We start from the raw sequence: 24,669 nt of genomic DNA, 5'->3' as shown, positions 1-24,669 counted from the left end.
TCGGCAGTTACGTCGCTGATGCGAAAGCGCGTGACCGGGCGGATTTTCCGCTATCTGATTGCTGATTATGCTAATGAATACATGTCAGGCTATCGGACGGTCCCAGGGTGGACTGATCACCAAAATCCACGCGATAATGGTCGATGCCACAGGAAAAGGCTGCTGATCTGTCCCTGACATCCGGATAAAGGGCCGACATCACTGAAGCAGACATTCTTCCGGATAAAAGTCGATTCCGAAGTCTTCATCGCTGATAAGGCTTATTACACCGATCCGTTTATTGAAAAGCCCAAAGAACGGCAGATAACAGAGGTTATCCCTTCAGGAAAAAATCACCGAAAGCCATGAAAAACCCGCTTCGTGCTTTATAAAAAACGAAACATCACTGAATAATTTTTGTAAAGCTGAAACAGTTTAAAGCTATCGCAACACGCTATGACAAGCTGAAAACAACCTTCTTCGCAACTATCCAGATCGTCATAGCTATCATCGGACTTAACTGATGAAAGGTCCCAGATTCAGGACATATTAATCTGTTGCGCCAAGTACGACCGATGCCTCACGCACAACGTCCGCGAGCGCTCCAGGGATAAACGGCGAAACCAGATCAGCCTGAGCCACCAGTGTTGTGAACGGCATCGAACCACCCTGCGCACACAGAGTTTCATAAGCCTTCATCGCCGCAGGTTCGTCCTTGCGCGACCTCAGCCAGAGTTGCATCGCACAGCATAGCGCAAGCGTATAATCGATGTAATAAAAAGGAGATTTATAAATATGACCCTGTGCCTGCCAGCGGCCACCTTTAGCCGGATAGGCAATGTCCCCATAATCGCGCCACGGCATGTACAACTGTTCCAGTTTTCGCCAGGTTGCGTGTCGTTCCTCGGGACTCATCTCCGGTCGCGCATAAATCTCGTGCTGAAAATGATCTACACAGACTCCATAAGGAAGAAAGCTTAGCGACGAGATGAGATGCATTCTTCGGAACCGATCGGCTGCACCATCCTCAACCATGAGTTCCATATGAGGCCAGGTCAGAAACTCCAGCCCCATTGAATCGATCTCCGCAGCCTCCATCGTTGGCCACAATTCATCGATGACCGGCAGTTCACGGCTCCGCCAGTTCTGATACGCATGGCCCATTTCATGGGTAAAGACACTGATATCCCCATGAGTGCCGTTGAAATTCGCGAAAATAAAGGGCATTTTGACAGATGGAAACGCGGTACAAAACCCGCCACCGGCCTTACCGTCGCGATTCTTCAGATCAAGATAGCCATTCTTTACCATTTCCGCGAAAAACAGTCCGATCTCTCCCGGCATCCGGTCGAACATCGTCTGTGCCCGTCCGATCAGAAGGTCATAATCTCCAGCCGGTTTCGGGTTGCCCTTGGGATCAATGAAACTCTCATCCCAGTAACGGAGATGATCCCAGCCCATCTCCTGGCGCCGCTTCTCCAGCAGTTTCGCCACCAGAGGCGTAACATGCGTCAACACCTCGTCACGGAAGCGCGCCACCTGCTCTGGTTCATAATCGACGCGGCGCATTCTCCGGTAGCCCAGAGGCGTATACCGCTCAAAGCCCAATGTTCGCGCCATCCCTGTCCGCAATGACACCAGGCGCGCATATAGTGCATCGAGAGTCTCGCCATGCTCAGCAAAGAACGCCCAGCGTACCTGCTCAGCTTCGTGACGCACCGTCCGGTCCGCATTCTCCAGCCAGGGTGCCAGTCCTGAAAGATTAACCGTCTGGCCCGCAACGGTGATCCGCGCCGACGCCAGAAGCATCGTATATTCACTGCAAAGTCTGGACTCTTCCTCAAGCGCGGTCTCTATGCGCTCATCGAATGTTGTGATGTCGCTCTCCCAGAGCTGAACGACATGCGATCCGATAATCGCAATCAGTTTTTCCCGCTCGGGTAGTGCCAGCAGCCGCTTCTTGATAGCAACCTCAAGCGCCGTCGCTTTCGGTCCCAGCCTGTCAGCATAATCACGTTCGGCCTTATTCGTTTCACTTGCCGTATCCTGCGAAAACCGCAGGTAAACGAGCGCTGCCCAGCTATCGAATAAACGGCGTTCCCGGTCGAACCGTTTCAGTGATGCCTGCAGATTACCGGCGTCAAGTAACGTGACGACAGCGCGGAAACCATCCGAGAGACCGGCTTCCGTTGGGCGCGGGATGGTGAGGGAGATAAATTCAGGAATCATATGGATATGGTGACATCCGGCACGTCATGCGTCCAGCGATACGATCGCCCGATACAACTCATTGCAAGGGCCGGCATCACGTTATGTCGGGATATTATTTAATGGAATTTTGTTATTGATTCATATAATAAAGAAAATATTAATACATTTAATATAAATGAGACGATCTGACCAATATTTCCTGTCCTCTCCAGGGAAAAGGATCGGTTTCGATGACGACAGATCAGCTCATCATTTCCCGAAGATCGGACACCAGTTCCGTGTGGCATCCTCCCTCGGAAACGAAAGGCAAAGCGCTCGCCAGTTCGTTCGTCAAAGCAAGTCCCTTTCCTCATCTGATTATCGACAATCTGTTTGACGCAGATTTTCTCAATAAAGTGGCTGAGGAGATAAAAACGCTTCCGTCAGCTGACTGGGCGCCGCATTATACAGCTCTGCAAAAGAAACGCATGATGAATAATGCCGGTGATTTGCCAGCGCTGGCGGCGCATTATTTCGAAGTCATTAATTCTCCGGATTTCATCCTTTTTCTGCAATCCGTAACAGGAATTATGTCACTACAGCCTGATCTCACTCTTCTTGGTGGTGGTGTGCATGAAGCCGGAGCGGACGGCCATTTTGAAATTCATGTTGATTTTCAGCGTCATCCGTCCACTGGACTGGAAAACCGCATCGCGGTCATCACCTATCTGAACGCAAACTGGACCGAGTTCGATGGCGGTGCGCTCGAACTCTGGAACATGAATGAAAATCGTGCCGAGATCAGTATTTTACCGCTTCTTGGGCGAACCGTCATCATGGGACAGTCGCCAATCGCGGCACATGGCTATCCAACCTCGCTTCCGGGGGACCGTCCTCGCCGCGCTCTCATTGCTTACTTTTATACAGAACCGGAACATCCCGCTGAAGCCGCGGTTGATACAACTCTTTATATACGGCGGCCTAGCATGCCTTTGTCTCGGCGCATCCAGATGACCATCCGGGATATTTTTCCGCAACCAGTCATCAGATCGCTTCGAAATCTTCAATCCCAGTTGGTGCACAAACGAACAATTTAAACTCATCCATTCAGTGTAATGTCGCTGTAAATTCCGCAATCCGCTCGCAGGCTTCTTTCAGGACGGCATCTGAGGTTGCGCAGGACAGCCGAAGATAAGGCGACAGCCCGAAAGCACTTCCCGGAACCGTTGCCACATAGGCTTGCTCCAGTAATGCCATCGCAAAATCTATGTCTGTCCTCAGCAGCTGGCCATTCCTTGTGGTTTTTCCAAGATAGCTCGCAACTCCGGGATACGCATAAAACGCTCCTGACGGCATCGCGCAGGTCATCCCGGGAATGGCCCGCAGTGCTTTGACCACCAGTAGCCGCCGCCGCGCATAGGTCGCCACCATCTCCCGGATCATATCCGCTGGTCCGTCCAGCGCCGCCGCCGCTGCCGCCTGCGCCACTGTGCAGACACCTGAGGTCGCATTGCCCTGAACCACCCGCATTGCTGCAATCAACTCGCGTGGCCCACCGGCGTAACCCACGCGCCAGCCCGTCATCGCATAAGCTTTCGCCACTCCGTTCATCGTCAGCACCCGATCTTTCAGATCTGGCGCCACTGCTGCAAATGATCGGAACGAATGGTTATCGAAAACAAGGTGTTCGTAGATTTCGTCAGAGAGAATCCATACATCAGGATACCGCCGAAGTACGGCGGCAATGCCGCGCAAATCTTCTTCCGTGCACAGAGCGCCTGACGGATTATTCGGGAAATTCAGTACCAGCCATTTCGTCTTTGGCGACATCACCGCTGCCAGCCGTTCCGGCCGAAGACTGAACCCGTCCGCCTCATCACATTCCGGATGCACAGGAACTCCGCCAAACATCCGTGCGATCAGCGGGTAGCTTACCCAGTATGGCGCCGGAACAACGACCTCGTCACCCGGATCAATCGTTGCCATGAACGCATCGAAGATGACCTGTTTGCCGCCATTACAAACCATCAGTTCGTCAGGCGCAAAATTCAGCCCGTTCTCGCGCTCGAATTTCCGTGCAATCGCCGCCTTCAGTGCCGGCTTTCCATCGACCGGCGGGTATTTCGTATCTCCCGCCAGCGCCGCCGCGTGTGCAGCCTCAATCGCATAAGGTGGCGTCGGAAAATCCGGCTCGCCCAGAGCCAGGGAGATCACATTGTGTCCCTCCGCCCGCAAAGCCCGCGCCTTCCGGGCCATCTCCATGGTCGCCGGAGCGGGCAGCCCGTCAAGCCGCCTTGCCAGACGAGGTCGGGATATGCCTGTCTCTGAAATCTGCCCCACTGAAGCCGCTCCGCCTTCCATTACTCACCGTCTCTCTATCTCTCAGCGCAGGCTCGCACAGAAACGTTGAATGCGCGTGCAGGCTTCCTTCAGACTCTCAGTATCCGTTGCATAAGATACCCGGAAATGCCCGGCGAACATAAACGCCGATCCATGCACAGCCGCCACGCCCTCTTCATCCAGCAGAGCAGTGACAAACGCTTCATCCGTATCAATCACTTTGCCCGAAGTGGTCTTTTTACCAAAGCATTCCGCCATCGACGGGAATACGTAAAACGCTCCTTCCGGTCGTGCGCATTTCAGCCCGCTCGCCTGATTAAGCATCGACACCACCAGATCGCGCCGTCCCCGATAGGTTTCACACATCGTCCCGATGAAATCCTGTGGCCCCGTCAGAGCCTCAAGTGCCGCCGCCTGTGCGATCGAACACGGGTTCGATGTCGACTGCCCCTGCAGTTTATTCATTGCGCGCGTCAGTTCCACCGGCGCTCCCGAGAACCCGATCCGCCAGCCCGTCATCGCGTAAGCCTTCGATACCCCGCTCATCGTCACGGTGCGATTCCGCAGCTTCGGCTCGACTTCAACAATCGTCGCCGGCTTAAAACCATCATAAACCAGCTTTGCATAGATATCGTCGGTAAAGATCCAGACATCAGGGTGTCGCAGCAGCACATCGCAGAGTGGTCGCAAATCCTCGGCCGAATAGGTCGCGCCTGTCGGGTTACATGGTGAGTTGAGAAAGAACCACTTCGTTTGTGGCGTAATCGCTGCCTCAAGCTCGGTCGCAGTCAGCTTGAAACTGTTTTCCGCAAGACAGGGCACAACCACCGGCACGCCATCAGCCAGCGCTACAATATCCGGATAGGACACCCAGCACGGTGCCGGAATGATCGCTTCGTCGCCCTTATTAATGGTCGAGACCATCGCGTTATAAATAACCTGCTTGCCGCCGGTAGAGACAATGATCTCCTCTGGCTTGTAATCCAGACCGGAATCCAGCCGGAATCGCTCAGCCACAGCCGCACGCAGGGCAGGCGTACCCGCGACATCCGTATATTTCGTCTGGCCTGTCTCGATCGCCCGGATCGCCGCCGCTTTGATGTTCGTCGGAGTATCGAAATCAGGCTCGCCTGCCGACAGGCTGATAATATCGCGCCCTGCCGCCTTCAGTGCACTGGCTTTAGCCGTAATGGCAATGGTCTGGCTCGGGCTGATTTTATTCAGGCGGTCGGCGATGAAAGACATGATCTCGATCCTGAGAAGTGGAGACCGGAACAGATCCGGTCACAAGCCGTCTCCCGGCGGCGCAGCACAATAGAAGGTTTCATGCCAATGCGGAACAGCCGGACGTTCACATCCTGTGAAGTTACGTCCGAACAGGAAATTGCTGATTTTCTCCTCAGCACTGACAAAAAGCCACATGACAAACCTGGGTCTGAACCAGTCAGGAAATTCCGGGGTCAGTGTATCTGTTATGTGTGTGTGCAACAGAAATCATCCTGAATCCCTGCTGCCCGCCGCACCATTTCCGCACTCATCCCGGCCTTCCGCATCGCCCGGATCGAGAAGGCCCCGTCCCGTTTCGAAAGCCGCCGTCCGTCGGCATCACATAACAACGGATGAAACAGGTAATCCGGCTCCGGCCACCCCATCAGCTCCTGCAAAAGCCGATGGATTGCCGTAACATCCCGCAGATCCTCACCCCGCGTCACCAGCGTCACACCCTGCGCCGCATCGTCGTATGTTACACAAAGATTATAGGATGCCGGCACATCCCGCCTTGCCAGCACCACGTCTCCGAATGCCAGCGGATCACACACGATGGTGCCGCGACTCAGATCCCGGAAGGTGAGGGAGGCTGGTCCGATTTCGCCCAGAGCCCGCGCGACATTCAGTCGCAATGCATAAGGTTCCCCTGCCGCTATTCGCCGGGTCCGCGTCCCGGCATTCAACCTCCGGCACGTTCCCGGATAAATCAGACTTCCGTCCGGTGCATGATGCGGCGCCGAAGCCGCTTCATACAGCTCCCGCGCAATCGCCGACCGCGTGCAGAAACACGGATAAATCAGCCCTCGGGCATCAAGTGCCTCCAGCGTTGTCCGGTAAAGGGCCATTCGCTCTGATTGCCGGATCACGGCGCCATGCCACCGCAGCCCGACCCACTCCAGATCCTCCAGCGCTTCGTCGATAAACCGCTCCCGGCAGCGCTGCGTGTCAATATCTTCCATCCGCAACAGAAACCGACCATCCATTCCGGCCTGACGTCTGGCAAAAAAGGCTGCCGCTATATGCCCAGGATGCAGCGGCCCTGTCGGGCTCGGTGCAAAACGGGTCGTAACCGGCTCACCTGCCTTGGCGGATTTACCGTTCACCGGATGTCCCGGCGCCGGAAACGGGCTCTTTCATGCGATATTGTCATGGAACTCTCATATTCCCGCAGAGTCCGCTTTCTTGCAGTACGCGAATTTTCGGGCCTATAGTTTTTATGACAATTCTCGACGACGCGTGACCCATGGCGTTCTGTTTCGAGCCCAGCCGTGGAATTCATGAGCCGTCTCCGGGGAAAGGATACGCGCTTTGACCTGTGGCAGTATGCACTATCCGTCTCTCGTCCTGAACGCCGATTTCAGGCCGCTCTCCTATTTTCCGCTTTCGCTGTGGTCCTGGCAGGACACCATCAAGGCGGTCTGTCTCGACCGGGTTTCTGTTCTCAACGAATACGATGCAGAAGTCCGCTCACCGAGCTGCAGTATGCGTCTGCCGAGCGTGATCGCTCTCAGAGAATATGTCCCGACAGCCAGACGTCCTGCCTTCACGCGTTTCAACGTTTTCCTCCGTGACAATTTTTCCTGTCAGTATTGCAGTGACCAGCTTCCCACGCATGAACTGACCTTCGACCATGTCATTCCCCGCAGCAAGGGGGGCAGAACGACATGGGAAAATGTCATCACTGCCTGTGGCACATGTAACCTTCTCAAAGCCGATCATCTGCCGCAGGAAATCCGTATGTTCCCGCGTCGTCGTCCCGCGCAGCCTACGACCTGGGAACTTCAGGAAAACGGACGAGCCTTTCCGCCGAATTATCTGCATGAGAGCTGGCGTGACTATCTCTACTGGGACGTCGAACTGGAAACCTGAAGCTTTATTTCGTATAGGTATAGCTATATTCTTCAGCCAGAGCCTGCAGATCCGGCGCACCCTTCAGATTAAGCGGAATTGGTTTCGCGGTCTTCTGATTGAAAATCGTGTTGTGATTGGTCCAGCGCTGACATGTATTTGCCGCAAGCGGGAAAGAGGTGTGAATCTCAGAACCCATCTGCTTTCGCAGGCATGAAATATCGGTATCGTTGATTGTCCGGCCCATCTCCGCAGAACATCCTGCAACGCACAGAGCCAGCAACGGCGCCAGCCTGCGCGCGTGCATCCATCCCCAGGACTTACGCTTCATGGTTTCTGCTGGATGAGACACCGCGACCTCGTTCTTTTCTGACTCAGCGTCGCAACATATCCGCCACGACACACTCCATCTGCCACGTTCCGCCAGATCAATGAAGTCCAGCCCCGGCAGTTCCCCCGCGTGCACTCTGCATGGCCGAAACCTGATGGGACACGGGCCGGCTTAACGTAATTCGCTGGCGAAAATATCAGTTGACGTCGAAACCTGCCGCCTCGACCGTCCGACGGATTGCCGATTCGCCGGTCAGAGAAGGATCGTAATCTACTGAGACCTCGCCTTTTTCCAGAGAAGGTCGCGCCTCTTTCACTCCGGAGAGACCTTCAAGCGCCCGCTTGATCGATGAAACACATCCTTCGCATGTCATACCCTGTACGAGAAATGTCTCTGTTTTCATCGCTCTTTCCTCCTTACAGATCCGATCCCGCAACTTTTCAGCTCGCAGATCCGGTCATCGTGTTCAACAGGTCGCGACCATTACGCCTCATCTGGTCATTGTCCAGCCCCGGCTATCATCGGAACTGATCGCACATCCTGCGAGACAGGACGCCACCGGTTGAGAAGCAGAGCATTGCTCACCACCGAAACCGAACTCATCGCCATTGCGGCCCCGGACAACATCGGCGGCAGGATTCCAAACGCCGCCAGTGGCACTCCAAGCCCGTTGTAGATACAGGCGAAAAACAGGTTTTGCCGGATTTTGCGTGACGTTGCCCGCGACAGACTGACAGCATCCACAAGTGCCAGAAGCTGCGACCTCATCAACACGACTGCAGCCGTATCCAGCGCCACGTCCGTGCCGCTGCCCATCGCGATTCCGACATCAGCCGCCGCCAGAGCCGGTGCATCATTGATCCCGTCACCGACCATCCCGATCAGACCACTTTCACCCGCAAACTCCCGGGCGTCTGCCACTTCCGCAGCCTTGTCACCCGGTAACACGCCCGCCCGAACGTCTGTTATCCCGACCGCTGTCGCCACACGTCGTGCCGCCGCCTCGGAATCTCCCGTCACCATCACCGGACGAATTCCAAGATCCTTCAGCAGCTCGACAGCCTGCGCCGCATCCGCCCGGATCGTGTCCGCTACAGCGATCCATCCCGCAATAACGCCATTCCGCTCAACCCCGATCAAAGTCTCTCCAAGCAGCGCAGCCTCCGCCGCCGGTCCCTGAGGCACGGTTCCCAGAAACCGCTCCGATCCCAGTCGCACCAGTACGCCGCCAGCCTGTGCAGTCAGTCCATGCCCTGCCACAGCCTGTCCGTCCGTCACGTCAGCCGGTGTCACTCCGGCTTCTGTCGCCGCATTCCGTACTGCCTTCGCCAGCGGATGGGTGGAGTCCCTCTCCATTCCCGCCGCCAGTGCCAGAACGTCTCCCCGTGCCAGACCATCTGTCGGAAACACGCCAGTCACTTCGGGTCGCCCTTCCGTCAGCGTTCCGGTCTTGTCCAGAAGCAGCACGGAAATGCGCCCCATCTGCTCCAGCGCCTCTGCCGAGCGAAACAGCAGTCCTGCCGCCGCTCCGCGTCCCGCCCCGACCATGATCGCGGTCGGCGTCGCCAGCCCCAGAGCGCACGGGCAGGCTACAACCAGTACCGCTACCGCGTTGAGCAGGCTCCATTCAAATGATCCGGAAGCCGCCCAGCCAATCCCCAGTGTCAGCAGCGCAATCGCCAGAATCACCGGTACGAAAATGGCTGAAACCCGGTCCACCAGCCGCTCGATTGGCGCTTTCGATCCCTCTGCCTCGTCCACCATTCGCGTGATACGTGCCAGAGCTGTGTCCGCCCCGACAGCCGTTGCCTTTACCCGCAGAACGCCGTCCCCGTTAATCGTTCCGCCACGCACCAGATCGCCCGGGCCGCGCATTACCGGCAGGCTTTCCCCGGTCAGCATCGCCTCATCCAGCGCCGATTCTCCCGTTAACACTGATCCGTCCGTCGGCACCGCTTCACCGGGTCGCACAACAAACACATCACCAAGCGCAAGCCCCGCTGCGGGCTGATCGTGAACCCCATCCGCCGTCTCTACATGCGCCGTTTGCGGCTGGAGCTTCACCAGGCGCGCAATGCCTGACGCCGCCTGGTCTTTTGCATTTGCCTCCATCAGCCTGCCGGCTGTCACCAGCGTCAGGACCGTCGCTCCGGACTCGAACCACACCGGTGCATTCAGCCCGAATACAGTCACGACCGCACTCGACAGCCACGCAATCGTCGTGCCGAGAGCCACCAGCACGTCCATGTTCGCACCGCCTCCCCGCAGAGCCGCCCATGCTCCCCGATAGAATTTCAGTCCCGGCCAGAACTGCACAACACTTGCCAGAACAAGCTGGATCCACCGCGGCAGCATCAGCACATGACCAGCACCCGGCGCCATCTGCAGAAGCAGAGGCAGTGTCATTACCGCGCCGGCAATGAACTCGATCCATAGCCGCCGCCGTAATCCGGCGCGGCGCGCCAGACGCGCTGCCTCATCCGTCTCTGTCAGCTCCGCCTGAAATCCGGCGCCCTTCACAGCCGCAATCAGGTCATCGATTCCGGCAAGCCCGGGAGTGATGTCTGCTGTCGTCCGTGCGGACGCGAAATTCACATGTGCGGTCACTCCTTCGAGCCGATTCAGAACCTTCTCAATCCGTGTCGCACAGGCCGCGCATGTCATGCCCTCGATCGACAGCACGACATGCTCATGCGGTACAGTAAATCCGGCCCTTCCGATCGCCGCCTCGATATCGCCAACCGGTGCGTGCTTTTCGCCCAGAGTTACGGAGGCTTTTCCCGCTGCGAAATTCACATGTGCGGTCACTCCTTCGAGCCGGTTCAGAACCTTTTCGATGCGTGCCGCGCAGGCTGCACACGTCATGCCTTCAACAGGCAGAGAGATCGATGCTGCCATTACCGTCTCCGATACAGGAAGGAGATACCGGTTCGCCGGGTCCTTTCTGTTCATTAAATGTCGTGAATTCAGCGCATGCGTCCCGAGTATGACAGCTTCAGAAGGCACACATAACGTGTTGCGGCACGACTGGGCGCATATCGGTGCAGGACATAAGGATATTTTCTTCGGATCACGCAAGGGGAGGGTCCTGGTGTTTTAAACGTGCCGTTAACGCCAGACTGCGAAGGTATCCTCCTGTTTCTGTCGCTACGAGATTTTTTAAATCGGTGCGCGTGATCAGGCGGCCGGTCAGATGCAAAAAGAGGATCCAATCAAAAGACGCGCGACATCGTGCCCGGCTGCCGGCCCGGCAGAACGAAAATCACTGAACAGGACAACTGCGCCCGGCGTATTTTTCAGGGATCAGGCAGGTGCGACGGCTCTTGAATTCGCATTTATTGCGATTCCGTTGTTTGCGCTCCTCTACGCATCGGTGATGACGAGCATCATCTATTTCACCCAGGATTCGCTTGATGCCATTTCGGATCAGATGTCCCGCCAGATTCTTACGGGGCAGGCTCCGGCATCCGGAAACGCTTCGGAGTTCAAGGCTCAGGCCTGCGCGAGCTTACCATCATATATGAACTGCTCTTCGCTGTACATCAATGTACAGACGGTCAGCAGTTTTTCTGATGTCAACGCGGCGGAAACGCAACCGGTATTTGGCAGCGGGGGACAACTGACAAACAGCCTGAATTACGATCCGGGAAGTCCGGGCGATATTGTGGTTCTCGAGCTGATATATATGCTGCCTGTTCCGCTGTCCGGAGGTCTTGGCGGCTTCAATCCCGTAACAAAAGGTGCAGGGCAAAATCTGGCTATGGTCTCGACCGTGGTCATTAAAGCGGAGCCCGCCACGTGATACGGCGCTCTACGGGCACGACTTCGGACGCCAGCCACAAAATACCAGGTAAAGATCGTCTTCACAAAAGAGAACTCATTCGCGAAAAAAAACTCGCTCGTGATCTGGTCCGGAAAAGCTGGTTGCAGTTTCGAAACTGCCGGCGCGGGGTTTCGGCCATTGAGTTTGCTCTGGTGGCACCCGTTCTGATTATTCTGTTCATTTGCGGGGCCGAAATTGAAGACGCCGTTATTGTCATGCGGAAAGTCACGACCGCCTCCCACACCATCGCAAACCTGACGACTCAGTATGAAACCATGACCACGGACGATGCTTCACTTGTCCTGGCCGCCTCATTGCTGGTTCTGGAACCTTATTCTACGAATCCCGCCGAAATGGTTGTTTCCGAGGTTTCGGTGGGAAGCAGTGGTACCGGCACAGTAGTATGGAGCTGCGGCCTCAATCGTGCTGCCCGTGCTCTGAATGAAACTGTCACGTTGCCAGCCGGAACGGATTCAACGGCCTCCAGCTACCTCATTTACGGGGAGGCCTGGTACGATTATCTGCCACCGGTACTCAGTTCATATCTGCCGAAATTTTCCGGTTCCGGCCAGAGCAGCCCTTATACATTGTCGATGTATGAGAGCCTTTACATGGTGCCGCGCCAGTCCTCCTCCATTCCGCTGACAGCCGGTTCCGGGTCCGGTGATGTCTCGCTGACGAGTGGCAGCGCCACTGTCAAATGTAATTACTCGTCTTCCTGACGCGCGCCACAAACCACCAGCACACAACGAGAAAACCCAGACATCCGGTCACTGTATCCCAGGGGGCGATACCACTTCCTGTGACGGAAAGCGCGTTATCCGAACCGGTAAGCCCGGAGACGGCTGCCAGTGCGACACCCATCAGACTCTCGCCGACAATCAGACCGGACGCAATCATCGTCCCTGGTCCGGTTTCGCCCTGCGCGCGTCCTGTCCGGCGCTGCAGCCACCAGCCGATCAGTGCGCCAATGGCAAGAGTCGTGGAAACTGCCGGAGGCAGATACAGGCCAATCCCGACTGCGAGAGGTGGAAGCGCCAGTCCACCTCGCCTTAGGAGACGATCCAACCCGATCAGAATGACACCCAGCAGCAGTCCCGCCGAAATCATTGTCCAGTCAAGATTCCGTTCAAAGATGCCAGTCGATACCATGGAAATAATTGCTGGCTGAGGCGCAGCCAGAGCTCTGGCCGGATCCATGCCGGCACGCGGCAATGCTCCGGCAAATCCGTAAGCCTGATAAAGAAGGTTCAGGACCGGTGGAACAACGAGCGCCCCCACTCCGCATCCCAGCAGCAGCACCGCTTCCTGTTTCCATGGCGAAGCCCCGACGAGTTGCCCGGTCTTGAGGTCCTGAAGGTTGTCGTTGGAAATTGCCGCCGCTGCAACGACCGCGGACAGAACAACGATTGTGAATGCGATCGCCAGATGGTGGCCGTTTTCTGAAAATACTGCTGGTAGAAGCCCGAAAGAATCCATTCCAAGCATAAAAGCCGAGACCAGAATTGTAGCAATGAGAACAATGCCGGATATCGGAGATGAAGATGATCCGACAAGACCTGCCATATATCCACACGCAGCCGCCGTGAGGAATCCGAAAACGAACAGAAAGACCGTACCGAACAGCACCGGCACGATAACATGTGACGTAAACGGGAGAAGAAACATCGTCAGCAGGACAGCAATCAGAACAAACAGACCGGCACCGGTCAGACCGATCGTTCTGGGAGACAGGTCGCGCTTATCGATCGATACTCCGGCGGCAGATGTCAGCGCATCCTTCACACCCCGGATGACCGGCACGGCCAGTTCCCCGAGTGTCCATACCGAAGCAAGTGCTATCGACCCCGCTCCGATAAAACGGACTTTATGCATCCATATCCATGTCGCAAACGCAGCCGGAGCCAGATGATCCGTATTCGGGGTTATCGCTGTCAGCCAGGGAACAGCAATCAGCCATGATAAAATGTATCCGAACAGCATTGCGAGGCCGCCCGTGATTCCAACAAGATAACCGGCACCAAGCAGCGCCATCGAAAACCCTGTTGAAAGACGGAATATGGCGGAGCCGGAAGAGAAAACCACCGAGGCGCTGTCCGCTGCCACCCGTAATCCACCGCTGAAGAATGAAAACACGGCAGAAATCAAAGTACCCAGAAGCAGTGTCGTGAGGCCACTGGCCCCATTGCCTCGCCCGGTCTGTGTGTCCCCTGCCCGCAGGATCTGCGCTGCTGCCACGCCTTCGGGATAGGGGAGGGGACTGTCGTTCACCAGGGCACGCCGCAACGGAATTGTGAACAGCACTCCTGCCATGCCGCCTGCCGCCGTGAGACCTGCGGTTTCAAGGTACGGAAACCGTGTCCAGTGTCCGATCAGAATCAGCGCGGGAAACACCGCGAATACTGTCGAAATCGTGCCCGCTGCCGACGCCTGGCTCTGCACCATATTATTTTCGAGGATCGAGCCACCGCCCAGCATCCGTAAGACCGCCATCGAAATGACTGCCGCCGGAATCGACGATGCAAAGGTCAGCCCGATCTTCAGCCCGAGATAAGTGTTGGAAGCTGTAAACACCACGGTGATAAGAGCACCGATAATAAGACCGCGAACGGTCAGCTCGCGGGAGCTGGCGGGTTGCTGCATAAAGCGATCCTGAAAAGAGCCTGCCCTGAAAAGCACTGCACGTCCGGAGAAAACTTCCGGCCTGCCAGAGCTCTCCCAGGCCAGACCCCGGTTGACGAAAGGTGGTATGCCGACTTACGGCCCGACACACACATTGCTGATTCCGCCCATGATGGCCGAACCGGTTCGATATGCAAACGTCCGTTGACGAGCGAGCCCGGAAACCAGTTTGCCTCTCAGGGGGTTAATAAGAGAACAGAGAACAATAATCCGCATTTCGGGCGGTCATCGATCAGGAGGAACCGTGTCAGGAATACTGATGCCGGAAGCGTTTACCCCCCATATCACACAACCGGTCCAGAGGACGTTATCCTCGATTTTGAGGGCTGTTTTCCATCTTGTGCCGGGCATCGCAGGGCCGCTTGTGTTCCTTGCCTGTTTCACGGGTCTGACTGGAGGTGTCGCGCCCATATCCGCCCGCGCGGCCGATGAGGCTCCCGCGATGACCAGTGCCTCCGCTGACCAGCAGGATACGCTGTTCGCCGTTCCCAATACCATTGCTTCCGATGCCACTCTGAACGAACTCGAACAGACCATTCAGGACGTATTTCGCACGCGCGTCGTGTCTGGTACCAGCGAAGGCGCGATGACTGTCGCCGACCTGACCCGGCGCGCCACCGCCGCAGAAACCCGGGCCAGCAGCCTTGTGGCAAAGCTCGAACCCTATCAGAACATCTTCAAAACCATGCTTGACGTTCTCGGACCGGCGCCCGCAAAGGATGCCCCGCCCGAGCCGGCAACCCTGACGGCGCAGCGCAGCAGACTGCTCAGAGCGAAACAGGATCTCGATACCCGCCTGACCCGTGCCCGCCTCTACGCACTTCAGGCGCATCAGCTTGTTCAGGTGCTCGGCCAGCGTAACGATGCCGTCCAGCAAGCCATGCTCCTGCAGCGTTTTCCGTCTCCTGCAGCCCCCGCTTTCTGGAGCAATCTGTCCACGGAAGCCGCGTCAAACCTTGCCCGCGTCCGGGAATTCGCCGGTGAGACTGCCGGAACCATCGCCGGGACCGCCCGTGGTTCAGCCCTTATGACCCTGCTCATCTGCCTTGCCGGAGCAGGTATTCTCTTCACCGCCCCATTCTTCCTGCTGACCCAGGCCCGTCGCGCCGCTGCCCGTCTTCTGCCGGATGGTCGCGTGCGTCGCATCGGCGCCGTCGTAATCTATTCGGCCTGCTGCGCCGCCTTCTCCGGTGGCAGCGCTCTGGTCCTGTGGCTTGGAATCACCGGTGCCAGCGATGTCGATGGCAGCAGCCTCGCCCGTCTCGCCGGTTTCGTCGGCGCCCAGATCCCGCTTGCAGGGTTCATTCTCGGCGCAGCCACAGCCATGCTCGCGCCCCGTAAACCCGACTGGCGTCTTGTGCCTCTGGGGAATGCCGCCGCCCGGGCGCTCGGACCTTATGCCCTGTGGTTCGCGCTCCTTCTCATTCTGCGAGGTGTTCTGCGTTACATCGATACGGAATCGGGCCTTGGTCCGTTCGGCGTTCAGACTTCCGATCTTGTCTTTGTCTTCGCCGCCGCACCCTTGCTCTTCATGACACCAAAACAGATCATGCGGAGCGGTGAGACCGGACAGGACGATACACCGCCATTGCAAAGTACCATCGGCCGCATCGCCCGGATCCTGGCATTCGTCATCTCCGTCTTCTGCGTGATCGCCAGCCTTATTGGCTACATCCCGCTGGGCTATACGATGCTGTCGTGGATCTGTTCCATGGTCATCACCGTTCTGGGGCTGTCGCTTGTTTTTCTCCTGGTCAACGACCTTGCCTCCACCGTTTTCATTAGTTCCGGCCCGCTCGGCTGTCATCTGGTCCGGCTTGGACTTTCACCCCGCCTCGTCGATCAGAGCGTCACTGTCTTCAGCGGCCTGTTCAGCATCCTGCTCCTCTTCGTCGGCATTGCCGTCGCCCAGTCAGGTGGTGATTTCGACTTCTCTGTCATATCGGGAAATATCGGAAAGGTGGTGTTCGGCCAGAGTATCGGTGGCATCACCCTGTCCTTTGACGTCATTCTTAAATGCATTGCGATCCCGGTTATCGGCTACTATCTTATTCGTCTGACCCGAAACTGGCTGAGCGGCAGACTGTTTCCGACGACGAATCTGGACCTCGGCTCCCAGACTTCCATCATCACCATTTTCACCTATGCCGCCTGGATCGTCATCGGACTGACTGTTATGTCGACTATCGGCATCACCGTCAGCAGCATGACCTGGGTCGTCAGCGCGCTGTCCGTTGGTATCGGTTTCGGTCTGCAGTCTATCGTGCAGAACTTTGTCTCCGGCATCATCCTGCTCGCTGAGCGTCCCGTAACCATCGGTGACCTTGTCCAGATCAACGGCACCACCGGTGATATTCGTCGCATCAGTGTCCGTTCTACCGATATAGGACTGTCCGATGGCTCCACGATGATCGTCCCGAACTCGCAGTTCATCACATCCGCCGTCCGGAACGTGACCCTGGGACATCCTGCCGGCGCCCTGTCTGTCTCCATAGGCATGCCGGTCGGAACTGACCTGACGAAAGCCGTGAGCGTCATGTCAGAAACTCTTGGCACTGTGTCCGGCCTCCTGAAAGACCCGGCGCCAGGCGTTACCGTCGCTTCCATCACTCTCGACACGGTCACGCTGACGGCTTCCGCGAAAACGTCGTCACCAAGAAATGTCGACAGTGTCGCGAATGCTGTCCGTTTTGCTCTGTGGAGCGCGCTGCAGGACGCCGGGATCGTGGCCAGCGTGGAACCGGAAAAGAATACTCAGGGGACCGCCACCGGGGCACAGCCGGATAAAATATCGCAGACAGATGCCCCGGCGGGGTCCACGAAGAAGACAGAGTCATGAAAACCGGTCTGCCAGGTTTGCACACAGGATCACTCGCGGATGCCCGCGATGTATGGAAGCCACAACACGGTCGTTAATTTACCCGGTGATGAGAAGCAGGCTGGAACCAGGAGCCATGCCAGTGTAAAAACCGGCAAACAGGAGACCCTATGATCAGGACCGGGCCGTTCGCGGGCGATACAGCGTACACCGGCAGGCCGCCTCTTGCGGTTATCACCGGAGGATCGGGCGGGATCGGCCAGACCATTCTTATGGCACTGGCTCATAACGGTTATGATACCGTCACTCTGTCCCGCACAGCACCATCATCCCCGGTTCCATATACTGCACAGATCCGGCACATTCCATGTGATCTCACCAGTGCCGCAGATATTGGCCGTGCCACCGCTACGCTTATGGCCGAAGGTCGCCCGGTCCGGGTTCTCATCCATTGTGCCGGCGTTATCGTGCCCGGTCCGGTCAGCAGCCTTCGCCCGGAAGATGTCCAGCGTCAGATCGCCATCAACCTGACAGCTCCCGTGCTGCTGACCTCGCAATTGCTCCATCTGATCCCACGCGGAGGTCATGTCGTCTTTATCAACTCGCTTGCCGCCGTTATCCCGCTCGCTGACAGCGCCGTCTATGTCGCCAGCAAGGCTGCTCTTCGCAGCTTCGCCCTGGCCCTGACTCTGGAAACAAAATCCAGCGCCATCGCTGTATCCTCCGTTTTTCCCGGTGCTGTAGATACCCCCATGCTGCGCGACGAGATGGCCCGTGGCGGCTCAGTGCTGAATTTCGTGACCCCGCCCGCAAAGCCCGAAGCCATCGCCGCCGCCGTCATGAAAACCCTTCGCCACCCGGGTCAGGAACGCTTTGAGCCCGCCATAGATGGACTTTTCGGTCGCCTCTGCATGATGTTCCCGGGAATCCTCCGTATGGCCCTCCCGGTCCTCACCTGGTTCGGCCGCCGCGGCTCCGATCGCGCCAGCGGAAGAAGCCCGAACGTCTGAGCTGACATCATAATACAATACGGGCGGAGGTGACACAGAGCCGACGACCCTGCATGATCCTCTGCAAAATCAAAGGCAGCGGGACGCCAGACATATTATGCTTTTCAGAACGACGCGACTTCTTCCCTCATTCCTCTGTGCGGGTCTTCTCGCCGGAACCTTCCTCACACCTCACACCGCCACAGCCCGTCCATCTGAGGTGGCCCGCATCGCCAGCACAGCCGGGGAAGTTACCCGTGCTACCCTGCCTAACGGTCTCCACGTCGTCATCGTGCAGAATCGCCTGGCCCCCGTTGTCACGACTGAACTGAACTATCTCGTCGGCTCATCCAACGCTCCGGATGGTTTTCCAGGAACGGCTCACGCACTCGAACATATGATGTTCCGCGGCAGCAAGGATCTCGATAAGGACCAGCTCGCCGCCCTGGCGGCCCGTCTCGGCGGCAGCTACAACGCCGACACCACCGAAGACGTAACTCAATATTTTTACACCGCCCCGGCCGAAGATCTCGGCCTGCTGCTTCATATCGAAGCGCTCCGCATGAATGGCCTCACCCTGTCGGCGGCCGACTGGGACAAAGAGCGTGGCGCCATTGAGCAGGAAGTCTCCCGCGATCTTTCCAGCCCCGTTTATCGTTACATCTCGCAGCTCCGTTCGATCCTCTATAAAGGCACGCCCTACGAGCACGACGCTCTGGGCACGCGGCCATCCTTCGATAAAACCGATGCTGCTCTCCTGCGCAGTTTCTACGAAAAATGGTACGCGCCCAATAACGCCATCCTCGTCATCGTCGGCGATGTCGATCCTCAGGCTACGCTCGATAAGGTAAAACAGGCGTTCGGTGCCATTGCGAGCCGGACTCTGCCAGACCGCGCCCCCGTCAATCCGGCGCCCCCGCCAGCTCAGGCCCTGTCATTCCCGACCGATCTGCCGATTGGCATCGCCACCATCGCCTACCCGATGCCCGGTCTGACCTCGAAGGAATTTGCCACCGCCGATATCCTGTCTGATGTTCTGGGCAGCCAGCGTGGCGCGCTCTTCCAGCTCGTTCCCGCTGGTAAAGCCCTGTTCGCCGGATTCGAATTCAGCCCGATCAAACGTGCCGGTATGGGCATCGCCGTCGCCGCTTTCCCGAAAGGCGGCGACTCCGCAAAACCCCTTGCCGAAATGAAGGCGATTCTGGCTGATATCCGCGCCCATGGCGTCCCGGCCGAACTCGTCGAAGCCGCGAAAACAAAGGAAGTCGCCCAGCTCGGCTTCTCCGCAAATTCCATCAGTGGCCTTGCCGAAAGCTGGTCCCAGGCACTGGCTTTTCAGAACCTCTCCGCGCCGGATGACATTGCCGCCGCCTACCGCGCCGTTACCCCGGATGACGTAAACCGTCTCGCAGCCCGTATTCTCGATCCGTCCCGCGCTGTCACGGCTATCCTGACGCCGGAAGAATCCGGAAAACCTCAGAGTGACAAGGGCTTCGGCGGCGCTGAGTCCTTCGCCTCCGCACCCGATAAGCCCGTCGCACTCCCGGACTGGGCTACCTCGGCACTGGCTAAACTTGACCTGCCGCCCCCGGTCCCGACACCCAGCGTTCAGACCCTGCCCAATGGTCTGACGCTCATCGTTCATCCGTCTGATGTCAGTCATACCATCCAGGTCGTAGGTGAAATCCGCAATAATCCGGATATCCAGTTACCTAAAGGTAAAGAAGGTCTGGCCGGCGTCACCGAAGATCTGTTCAGTTACGGAACGACAAAGCATGATCGGCTGGCTTTCCGCAAAGCCCTGGATGACGTGCCGGCCTGGGCCAGTGCAGGAACAGGTTTCTCTTTGAATATTCCCTCAGCAAAATTCGATCAGGGCATGAGCCTTCTGGCGGAAAACGAACTGCATCCGGCATTCCCGGCGCAGGCTTTTCAGGTTGTGAAGATGCAGGCCGCACAGGGTCAGGCCGGAGAGCTTCAGTCCCCCGGCTATCTGTTCGGTCGCGCTATCAGGTCGGCTATCTCCCCGAAGGATGACCCGACCCTGCGGCAGGCGACCCCGCAGACCATCATGGCCCTCTCCCTCGCCGACGTCCGCGCCTATTACAGCGCCGTCTGGCGCCCCGATATGACCACTATCGTCATCACTGGTGACATCACTCCGGAAAAAGCCCGAGCCACCGTCGAAAAAACTTTCGGCGAATGGAAAGCCTCCGGTCCGAAACCGGAAGTCGATCTGCCAGCCAGGCCAGACAGCAAGGCCTCCCGCGCTCATGTCCCGGATAAAAGCAACGTCCAGGATACCGTTGCCCTGGCCGAAAGCCTCACCCTTACCGCTGCAAATCCCGAGCGCTATATGCTGAGTGTCGGTGATGAAATTCTCGGCGGAGGTTTTTCGTCACGTCTCTATCGCGATCTGCGGGTCAAAACCGGTTATGTCTATTCCGTCAGCAGCGGTTTCAGCATCGGACGTACCCGCGGAGCTTATTCCGTATCCTATGGCGCCGATCCCGATAAAGTCGGACAGGCGCGTGAGGCTGCTCTCCACGACATCCGCGCCATGCAGACCTCCCCCGTCACAGAAGACGAACTTAACATCGCGAAATCCGGCCTACTGCGCGGTCTGCCTCTCGAACGTGCCAGCCTCGACAGTATTGCCTCAGGCTATCTCCGCCTGATTCGTCTCGGTCTGCCTCTCAACAGCCCCGATATCGCGGCTCAGGCCTTCTACAAGGCTACTGCTGCAGATGTTCAGGCTGCTTTCCGTAAATGGGTTCGCCCCGATGATCTCGCAGAAATCGTCAAAGGCCCCGATCCGAAATGGTAATCTGAATTTAGCTGACTGCCCATTGATCGATGCTTCGCAGGGCTCTGTCCTGTGCTAACCCCGGTTCCTTTCGGATATCTGTCTGTTTCGCAAAGTTCCTCTGCTCTTTCCAGGACGGAAATCAGAGGGTGGAATCAGAATGTTCCCGGAAGACATGCTCTTCGGATGTTTCAGTTTCCTCGGAAAGTCAGACTGAAGTCAGAACAGAAGCAGTGGATCTACCTTATCGAAGCTCACTTCTGAGTCATCACGTTGCATGACGATATTCCCGAATGCGCGGAGGCGATGAAGACCAGGCCATCGCTGGTGATCGTCACCGCCCCGTTCGCCGGGGCTCCTCATCCTCATCAAGGAAAAACTGGTCCGCATCCTCGTCAAAATCGAAAAGTTCCGCATAACGGGCCCAGTCGATGATGGTCTGCAATGTCTGCGTTGCGTAACCCGGCGACATGCTTTCGCACAACTCCTCCCGAAACCGTCCAGCATCCGCGGCGTGATTCGGACGTTCATCAAGAACGGTGCAGATGGCTTTCGCCAGCGGAACCTGCTGCAACAACGCATGCCGTAAAATCGTCTTGCGCTCGTCAAATTCACTCGTCGAGAAATGCGTCCCTTCCTCCGTCAGAAGAATGTCTCCGTCCTCCAGTTCGGCAAAACCCAGTAACTGCAACGCCTCAACCAGAGGAAACAGATCGTCCAGCTCAAGCTGAGCCTTTTCCGCCAGTAATGGCAGATCCGCCCGCCCGTTCAGCGGAGGTGCGGCCAGCCCTTCGATCAGTCCCACCATGCTGCCAATCGTCACCGGTGCAATCGCCACATACACAGGGGCAGCAGACACGGGGACAGCGCCCACTTCCTCAGGAAGGTCCGCCTCGGACAGCACGGGTGCCCGCCGTGTCATCAGCCCGTAAATCTGGTCGACAAACTCCCGAAACGCAGGATCGTCCCGGTGTCGCGGATGGGGCAGGGGTACCCGCACCTCGTGTTCCACCCGTCCCGGATTAGCCGCGAATACCAGAATCCGGTCACACATCAGCACCGCTTCCTCAATGCTGTGCGTCACCATCAGTATTGATTTCACCGGCAGCTTATTTTCGCACCACAGTTCCACCAGATCAGTGCGCAGATTCTCTGCTGTCAGCACGTCCAGCGCGGAAAAAGGCTCGTCCATCAGCAGCAGATCAGGTCGCACCGATAACGCCCGCGCCAGACCGGCGCGCTGCGCCATCCCACCCGACAGTTCACGCGGCCAGGCATTTTCATGGCCGCCAAGTCCGATCAGATTGATCGCCTCCCGTGCCCGTGCTTCGCGTTCCTTCCGCGCAATCCCCTGCGTCTCCAGAACCAGTTCCACATTGTCCTGCACACTCAGCCACGGAAACAGCGCACCGGACTGAAACACCATCGCAATTCCGGCAACCGGCCCATGCAGTGCCACACCACGCCACATCACCGCGCCTGATGTCGGAGCCATCAGTCCCGCCATGATCCGAAGCAGCATCGACTTGCCTGAGCCCGCCCGACCAAGCAGCCCGACAATCTCTCCCGACGCAACGTCGATGGATACATCGTCGAGCACCAGCAGATCAGCGTTACCTCCACGATGGTAGGATTGCCGGATATCCCGAAGCGAAAGCAGTATCTCCCGTCGCTCCGTCTCCGCGGACTGAGCCGGGTCTGAAGATGATGGAAAAGCAGGCAGGGAATCCGGCATCACTGGGTGCATCAGGTCTTCGGTCAGAGAGTGATTTCCTTTCCACCGGACGGGAAAGGAAATCAGAGGTACATTACCTCACGCTATCGCCTCATTGCACCGGAAGAAAGCCTCATCTGCACCCCTGTTCGTCCCTCTGCCCGGATGTTACCCATCCGCACCGAATGACAGATGGAGATTACTCTCAATGCGCAAGGTGCTTATCCTGCTCGGCCTGACAGCCCTTACCCCGGCGGTCGCCCGCGCCGACATCCCGCATCACCCGCAGGCCGAAGCCCAGGCCCTGACCCTTGCCGAAAAAGCTATTGCCCTGCGCTCCGTCGCCGGCCCCGGCAACCAGACTCCGCAGGTCGCCATACTGTTCCGTTCCGCTCTGATCGAGGGCGGTTTTCAGGCAAAAGATATCACCATCACTCCCTTCGGCGACACCGCATATATGATCGCCCGCTGGCCCGGTTCCGACCCTTCACTCAAACCGCTCGTCCTCTCCGGACATATGGATGTCGTTGAGGCAAAACCCGCGGACTGGCAGCGTGACCCGTTCAGACCCGTCGTCGAAAACGGTTACCTCTATGGGCGGGGTGCCACTGATATGAAACTCGATGCCACTATTGTCATCGCCACTTTGTCCGAACTGAAGCGTGAGGGCTATAAACCTCGCCGCGATATCATTCTCGCTCTTTCAGGCGACGAAGAAACCGCAATGGAAACCGGTAAAATCCTCGCCGACAAACTTTCAAACGCCGATCTGGTTCTGAACGGCGATGTCGGCGTCGGTATCCTCGACGAAAAAACCGGCAAACCATCCTACTATTCCTGGGAAGGCGCTGAAAAGACCTACGCCGATTTCCAGATGACCGTCACGAACCCCGGGGGCCATTCGTCAGAACCTCGCGCCGACAATGCCATCGACCGTCTCGCCGCCGCTCTTCTGCGTATTCAGAAATACCAGTTCAGACCGGAACTTAACGCGCTGAGCAAAAACTATTTCACAAACGCTGCACAGTTTCAGCCCGCGAATATTGCCTCCGCTATGCGTGCTTTCGCCATCAATCCTGGTGACAGAAACGCCATCGCCACTCTCAGCGCCGATCCGGCCCTGATCGGCAAAATCGGCACCACCTGCGTCGTCACCATGATCAGTGGCGGCCACGCGCTTAATGCCCTGCCACAAAACGCCACCGCCAATATCAACTGTCGTATTTTCCCCGGTCATCCTCGCAGCACCATCATGGCCGAACTCGAAAAAGTCGCCGCCGATCCACAGATTCATTTTACTGATGTCACTCAGGGCTCCGTGGAAACGGAAGCCTCTCCAATGCGCCCGGATTTCACTCAGGCCATCGATAAAGCCATGCACAGCGTTTATCCCGGCCTCCCTGTCTTCTCCGGCATGAGTTCCGGCGCAAGTGACAGCATGTGGTTTCGAAGTCACAACGTTCCGAGCTATTCCATCAGTTCGGTCTTTCTGAGACCTTCTGAAAACTTCTCACATGGTCTGAACGAGAGAACGCCAGTCGCCAGCATCACTCCGGCCATTGATTTCTATCTGGCCCTTCTGCCGGATCTGTCCCGCTAGAGAATATCTGTTCCGGCAATGACACTTCAATCTGCAGATAATGAGGTGTCATTACCGTATCACGACACTTCTGGTGACACGATAATGTATCGCCGCCATGGAACAGATCGACAAAAGTCTAAGAGACTGTTTCAAAATATTTAAATGCAAAAAAACTGATGATGTTATTGTTTTTTGAGTCCCGGTCACCTGTTCGCTTCAGCCAGGATCAGAGAGCACTTAGAGATAAGTCTTTGTTAAAAAATAATTAAAAGTTTTTTGGTGCCGTCTTTTTTTGAAA

At 57.1% G+C, this 24,669-nt stretch carries 17 protein-coding genes; 8 read left to right on the top strand and 9 right to left on the bottom strand.

The window, feature by feature from the left end; translation table 11 throughout:
- Window positions 1–528 precede the first annotated feature (528 nt).
- Complete coding sequence (locus GOB93_RS03850; RefSeq protein ID WP_173582200.1) at window positions 529–2,208, bottom strand: M3 family oligoendopeptidase; 1,680 nt, start codon at window positions 2,206–2,208, stop codon at window positions 529–531.
- Window positions 2,209–2,420: 212 nt separating this feature from the next.
- Between GOB93_RS03850 and GOB93_RS03845 the strand changes: the two genes are divergently transcribed.
- Window positions 2,421–3,266 carry a 2OG-Fe(II) oxygenase gene (locus tag GOB93_RS03845; protein WP_173582199.1) on the top strand — a complete coding sequence of 282 codons (846 nt, stop codon included), beginning with the start codon at window positions 2,421–2,423 and terminating at the stop codon, window positions 3,264–3,266.
- A 10-nt stretch (window positions 3,267–3,276) separates the two neighbouring features.
- Here GOB93_RS03845 and GOB93_RS03840 read toward each other — a convergent pair whose 3' ends face one another.
- The 3 genes from GOB93_RS03840 to gluQRS all read right to left on the bottom strand — a co-directional run bounded on the left by GOB93_RS03840 (window position 3,277) and on the right by gluQRS (window position 6,881).
- Window positions 3,277–4,431, bottom strand: coding sequence for a pyridoxal phosphate-dependent aminotransferase (locus GOB93_RS03840; protein WP_242010530.1), 1,155 nt, complete (start codon window positions 4,429–4,431; stop codon window positions 3,277–3,279).
- A 120-nt stretch (window positions 4,432–4,551) separates the two neighbouring features.
- Complete coding sequence (locus GOB93_RS03835) at window positions 4,552–5,754, bottom strand: pyridoxal phosphate-dependent aminotransferase (protein ID WP_173582197.1); 1,203 nt, start codon at window positions 5,752–5,754, stop codon at window positions 4,552–4,554.
- Between the two features lie 227 nt (window positions 5,755–5,981).
- Complete coding sequence (gene gluQRS, locus GOB93_RS03830) at window positions 5,982–6,881, bottom strand: tRNA glutamyl-Q(34) synthetase GluQRS (RefSeq protein WP_173582196.1); 900 nt, start codon at window positions 6,879–6,881, stop codon at window positions 5,982–5,984.
- A 220-nt stretch (window positions 6,882–7,101) separates the two neighbouring features.
- Between gluQRS and GOB93_RS03825 the strand changes: the two genes are divergently transcribed.
- Window positions 7,102–7,647 carry an HNH endonuclease gene (locus tag GOB93_RS03825; protein WP_173582243.1) on the top strand — a complete coding sequence of 182 codons (546 nt, stop codon included), beginning with the start codon at window positions 7,102–7,104 and terminating at the stop codon, window positions 7,645–7,647.
- Between the two features lie 4 nt (window positions 7,648–7,651).
- Here the strand turns inward: GOB93_RS03825 and GOB93_RS03820 are convergent, their stop codons facing one another.
- The 3 genes from GOB93_RS03820 to GOB93_RS03810 form a co-directional block, all read right to left on the bottom strand.
- Window positions 7,652–7,933: a hypothetical protein gene (locus tag GOB93_RS03820; RefSeq protein WP_173582242.1), complete on the bottom strand. Its 282-nt coding sequence runs from the start codon at window positions 7,931–7,933 to the stop codon at window positions 7,652–7,654.
- A 220-nt stretch (window positions 7,934–8,153) separates the two neighbouring features.
- On the bottom strand, window positions 8,154–8,360 hold the full coding sequence (locus GOB93_RS03815) for a heavy-metal-associated domain-containing protein (RefSeq protein ID WP_173582195.1): 207 nt from the start codon (window positions 8,358–8,360) through the stop codon (window positions 8,154–8,156).
- 95 nt (window positions 8,361–8,455) lie between these two features.
- On the bottom strand, window positions 8,456–10,855 hold the full coding sequence (locus GOB93_RS03810) for a heavy metal translocating P-type ATPase (protein ID WP_173582194.1): 2,400 nt from the start codon (window positions 10,853–10,855) through the stop codon (window positions 8,456–8,458).
- 295 nt (window positions 10,856–11,150) lie between these two features.
- Here GOB93_RS03810 and GOB93_RS03805 point away from each other — a divergent pair, with 295 nt between their 5' ends.
- Entirely contained in the window at window positions 11,151–11,759 is a 609-nt protein-coding gene (locus GOB93_RS03805; protein ID WP_173582193.1) for a TadE/TadG family type IV pilus assembly protein, read from the top strand.
- A complete protein-coding gene (locus GOB93_RS03800; protein WP_338422285.1) occupies window positions 11,756–12,502 on the top strand; it encodes a TadE/TadG family type IV pilus assembly protein in 747 nt (248 codons plus the stop codon). The genes GOB93_RS03805 and GOB93_RS03800 overlap by 4 nt, the downstream gene beginning before the upstream one ends.
- Here GOB93_RS03800 and GOB93_RS03795 read toward each other — a convergent pair.
- Complete coding sequence (locus tag GOB93_RS03795) at window positions 12,477–14,423, bottom strand: OPT family oligopeptide transporter (protein ID WP_173582192.1); 1,947 nt, start codon at window positions 14,421–14,423, stop codon at window positions 12,477–12,479. The two genes, GOB93_RS03800 and GOB93_RS03795, sit on opposite strands and share 26 nt — an antisense overlap.
- A 358-nt stretch (window positions 14,424–14,781) precedes the next feature.
- On the opposite strand from GOB93_RS03795, the gene GOB93_RS03790 reads away from it, so the two are divergent.
- The 3 genes from GOB93_RS03790 to GOB93_RS03780 all read left to right on the top strand — a co-directional run bounded on the left by GOB93_RS03790 (window position 14,782) and on the right by GOB93_RS03780 (window position 21,096).
- Complete coding sequence (locus tag GOB93_RS03790) at window positions 14,782–17,301, top strand: DUF3772 domain-containing protein (protein ID WP_242010512.1); 2,520 nt, start codon at window positions 14,782–14,784, stop codon at window positions 17,299–17,301.
- A gap of 149 nt (window positions 17,302–17,450) precedes the next feature.
- Complete coding sequence (locus GOB93_RS03785; protein WP_173582191.1) at window positions 17,451–18,290, top strand: SDR family NAD(P)-dependent oxidoreductase; 840 nt, start codon at window positions 17,451–17,453, stop codon at window positions 18,288–18,290.
- Window positions 18,291–18,387: 97 nt separating this feature from the next.
- Window positions 18,388–21,096, top strand: a complete 2,709-nt coding sequence (locus GOB93_RS03780) for a M16 family metallopeptidase (protein ID WP_173582190.1) — start codon at window positions 18,388–18,390, stop codon at window positions 21,094–21,096.
- A gap of 313 nt (window positions 21,097–21,409) precedes the next feature.
- Here the strand turns inward: GOB93_RS03780 and GOB93_RS03775 are convergent, their stop codons facing one another.
- On the bottom strand, window positions 21,410–22,822 hold the full coding sequence (locus tag GOB93_RS03775) for an ABC transporter ATP-binding protein (RefSeq protein WP_198912665.1): 1,413 nt from the start codon (window positions 22,820–22,822) through the stop codon (window positions 21,410–21,412).
- Window positions 22,823–22,997: 175 nt separating this feature from the next.
- Here GOB93_RS03775 and GOB93_RS03770 point away from each other — a divergent pair, with 175 nt between their 5' ends.
- Window positions 22,998–24,389, top strand: a complete 1,392-nt coding sequence (locus tag GOB93_RS03770; protein WP_173582189.1) for a M20/M25/M40 family metallo-hydrolase — start codon at window positions 22,998–23,000, stop codon at window positions 24,387–24,389.
- Window positions 24,390–24,669: the final 280 nt, after the last annotated feature.

It is taken from the genome of Acetobacter musti (assembly GCF_011516835.1).
Classification (GTDB): Bacteria; Pseudomonadota; Alphaproteobacteria; order Acetobacterales; family Acetobacteraceae; genus Acetobacter; species Acetobacter musti.
The sequence above is the reverse complement of the archived record's forward strand: the minus strand, read 5'-3'. Positions and strand labels throughout refer to the sequence as shown.

Excerpts from the sequence above, each read along its gene's own strand:
- GOB93_RS03775 (WP_198912665.1), bottom strand. The coding sequence starts at position 22,822 with ATGCACCCAGTGATGCCGGATTCCCTGCCTGCTTTTCCATCATCTTCA.
- GOB93_RS03785 (WP_173582191.1), top strand. The coding sequence starts at position 17,451 with ATGATCAGGACCGGGCCGTTCGCGGGCGATACAGCGTACACCGGCAGG.
- GOB93_RS03820 (WP_173582242.1), bottom strand. The coding sequence starts at position 7,933 with ATGCACGCGCGCAGGCTGGCGCCGTTGCTGGCTCTGTGCGTTGCAGGA.
- GOB93_RS03770 (WP_173582189.1), top strand. The coding sequence starts at position 22,998 with ATGCGCAAGGTGCTTATCCTGCTCGGCCTGACAGCCCTTACCCCGGCG.
- GOB93_RS03815 (WP_173582195.1), bottom strand. The coding sequence starts at position 8,360 with ATGAAAACAGAGACATTTCTCGTACAGGGTATGACATGCGAAGGATGT.
- GOB93_RS03805 (WP_173582193.1), top strand. The coding sequence starts at position 11,151 with ATGCAAAAAGAGGATCCAATCAAAAGACGCGCGACATCGTGCCCGGCT.
- GOB93_RS03840 (WP_242010530.1), bottom strand. The coding sequence starts at position 4,431 with ATGGAGATGGCCCGGAAGGCGCGGGCTTTGCGGGCGGAGGGACACAAT.
- GOB93_RS03850 (WP_173582200.1), bottom strand. The coding sequence starts at position 2,208 with ATGATTCCTGAATTTATCTCCCTCACCATCCCGCGCCCAACGGAAGCC.
- GOB93_RS03845 (WP_173582199.1), top strand. The coding sequence starts at position 2,421 with ATGACGACAGATCAGCTCATCATTTCCCGAAGATCGGACACCAGTTCC.
- GOB93_RS03780 (WP_173582190.1), top strand. The coding sequence starts at position 18,388 with ATGCTTTTCAGAACGACGCGACTTCTTCCCTCATTCCTCTGTGCGGGT.
- GOB93_RS03835 (WP_173582197.1), bottom strand. The coding sequence starts at position 5,754 with ATGTCTTTCATCGCCGACCGCCTGAATAAAATCAGCCCGAGCCAGACC.
- GOB93_RS03825 (WP_173582243.1), top strand. The coding sequence starts at position 7,102 with ATGCACTATCCGTCTCTCGTCCTGAACGCCGATTTCAGGCCGCTCTCC.
- GOB93_RS03795 (WP_173582192.1), bottom strand. The coding sequence starts at position 14,423 with ATGCAGCAACCCGCCAGCTCCCGCGAGCTGACCGTTCGCGGTCTTATT.
- GOB93_RS03810 (WP_173582194.1), bottom strand. The coding sequence starts at position 10,855 with ATGGCAGCATCGATCTCTCTGCCTGTTGAAGGCATGACGTGTGCAGCC.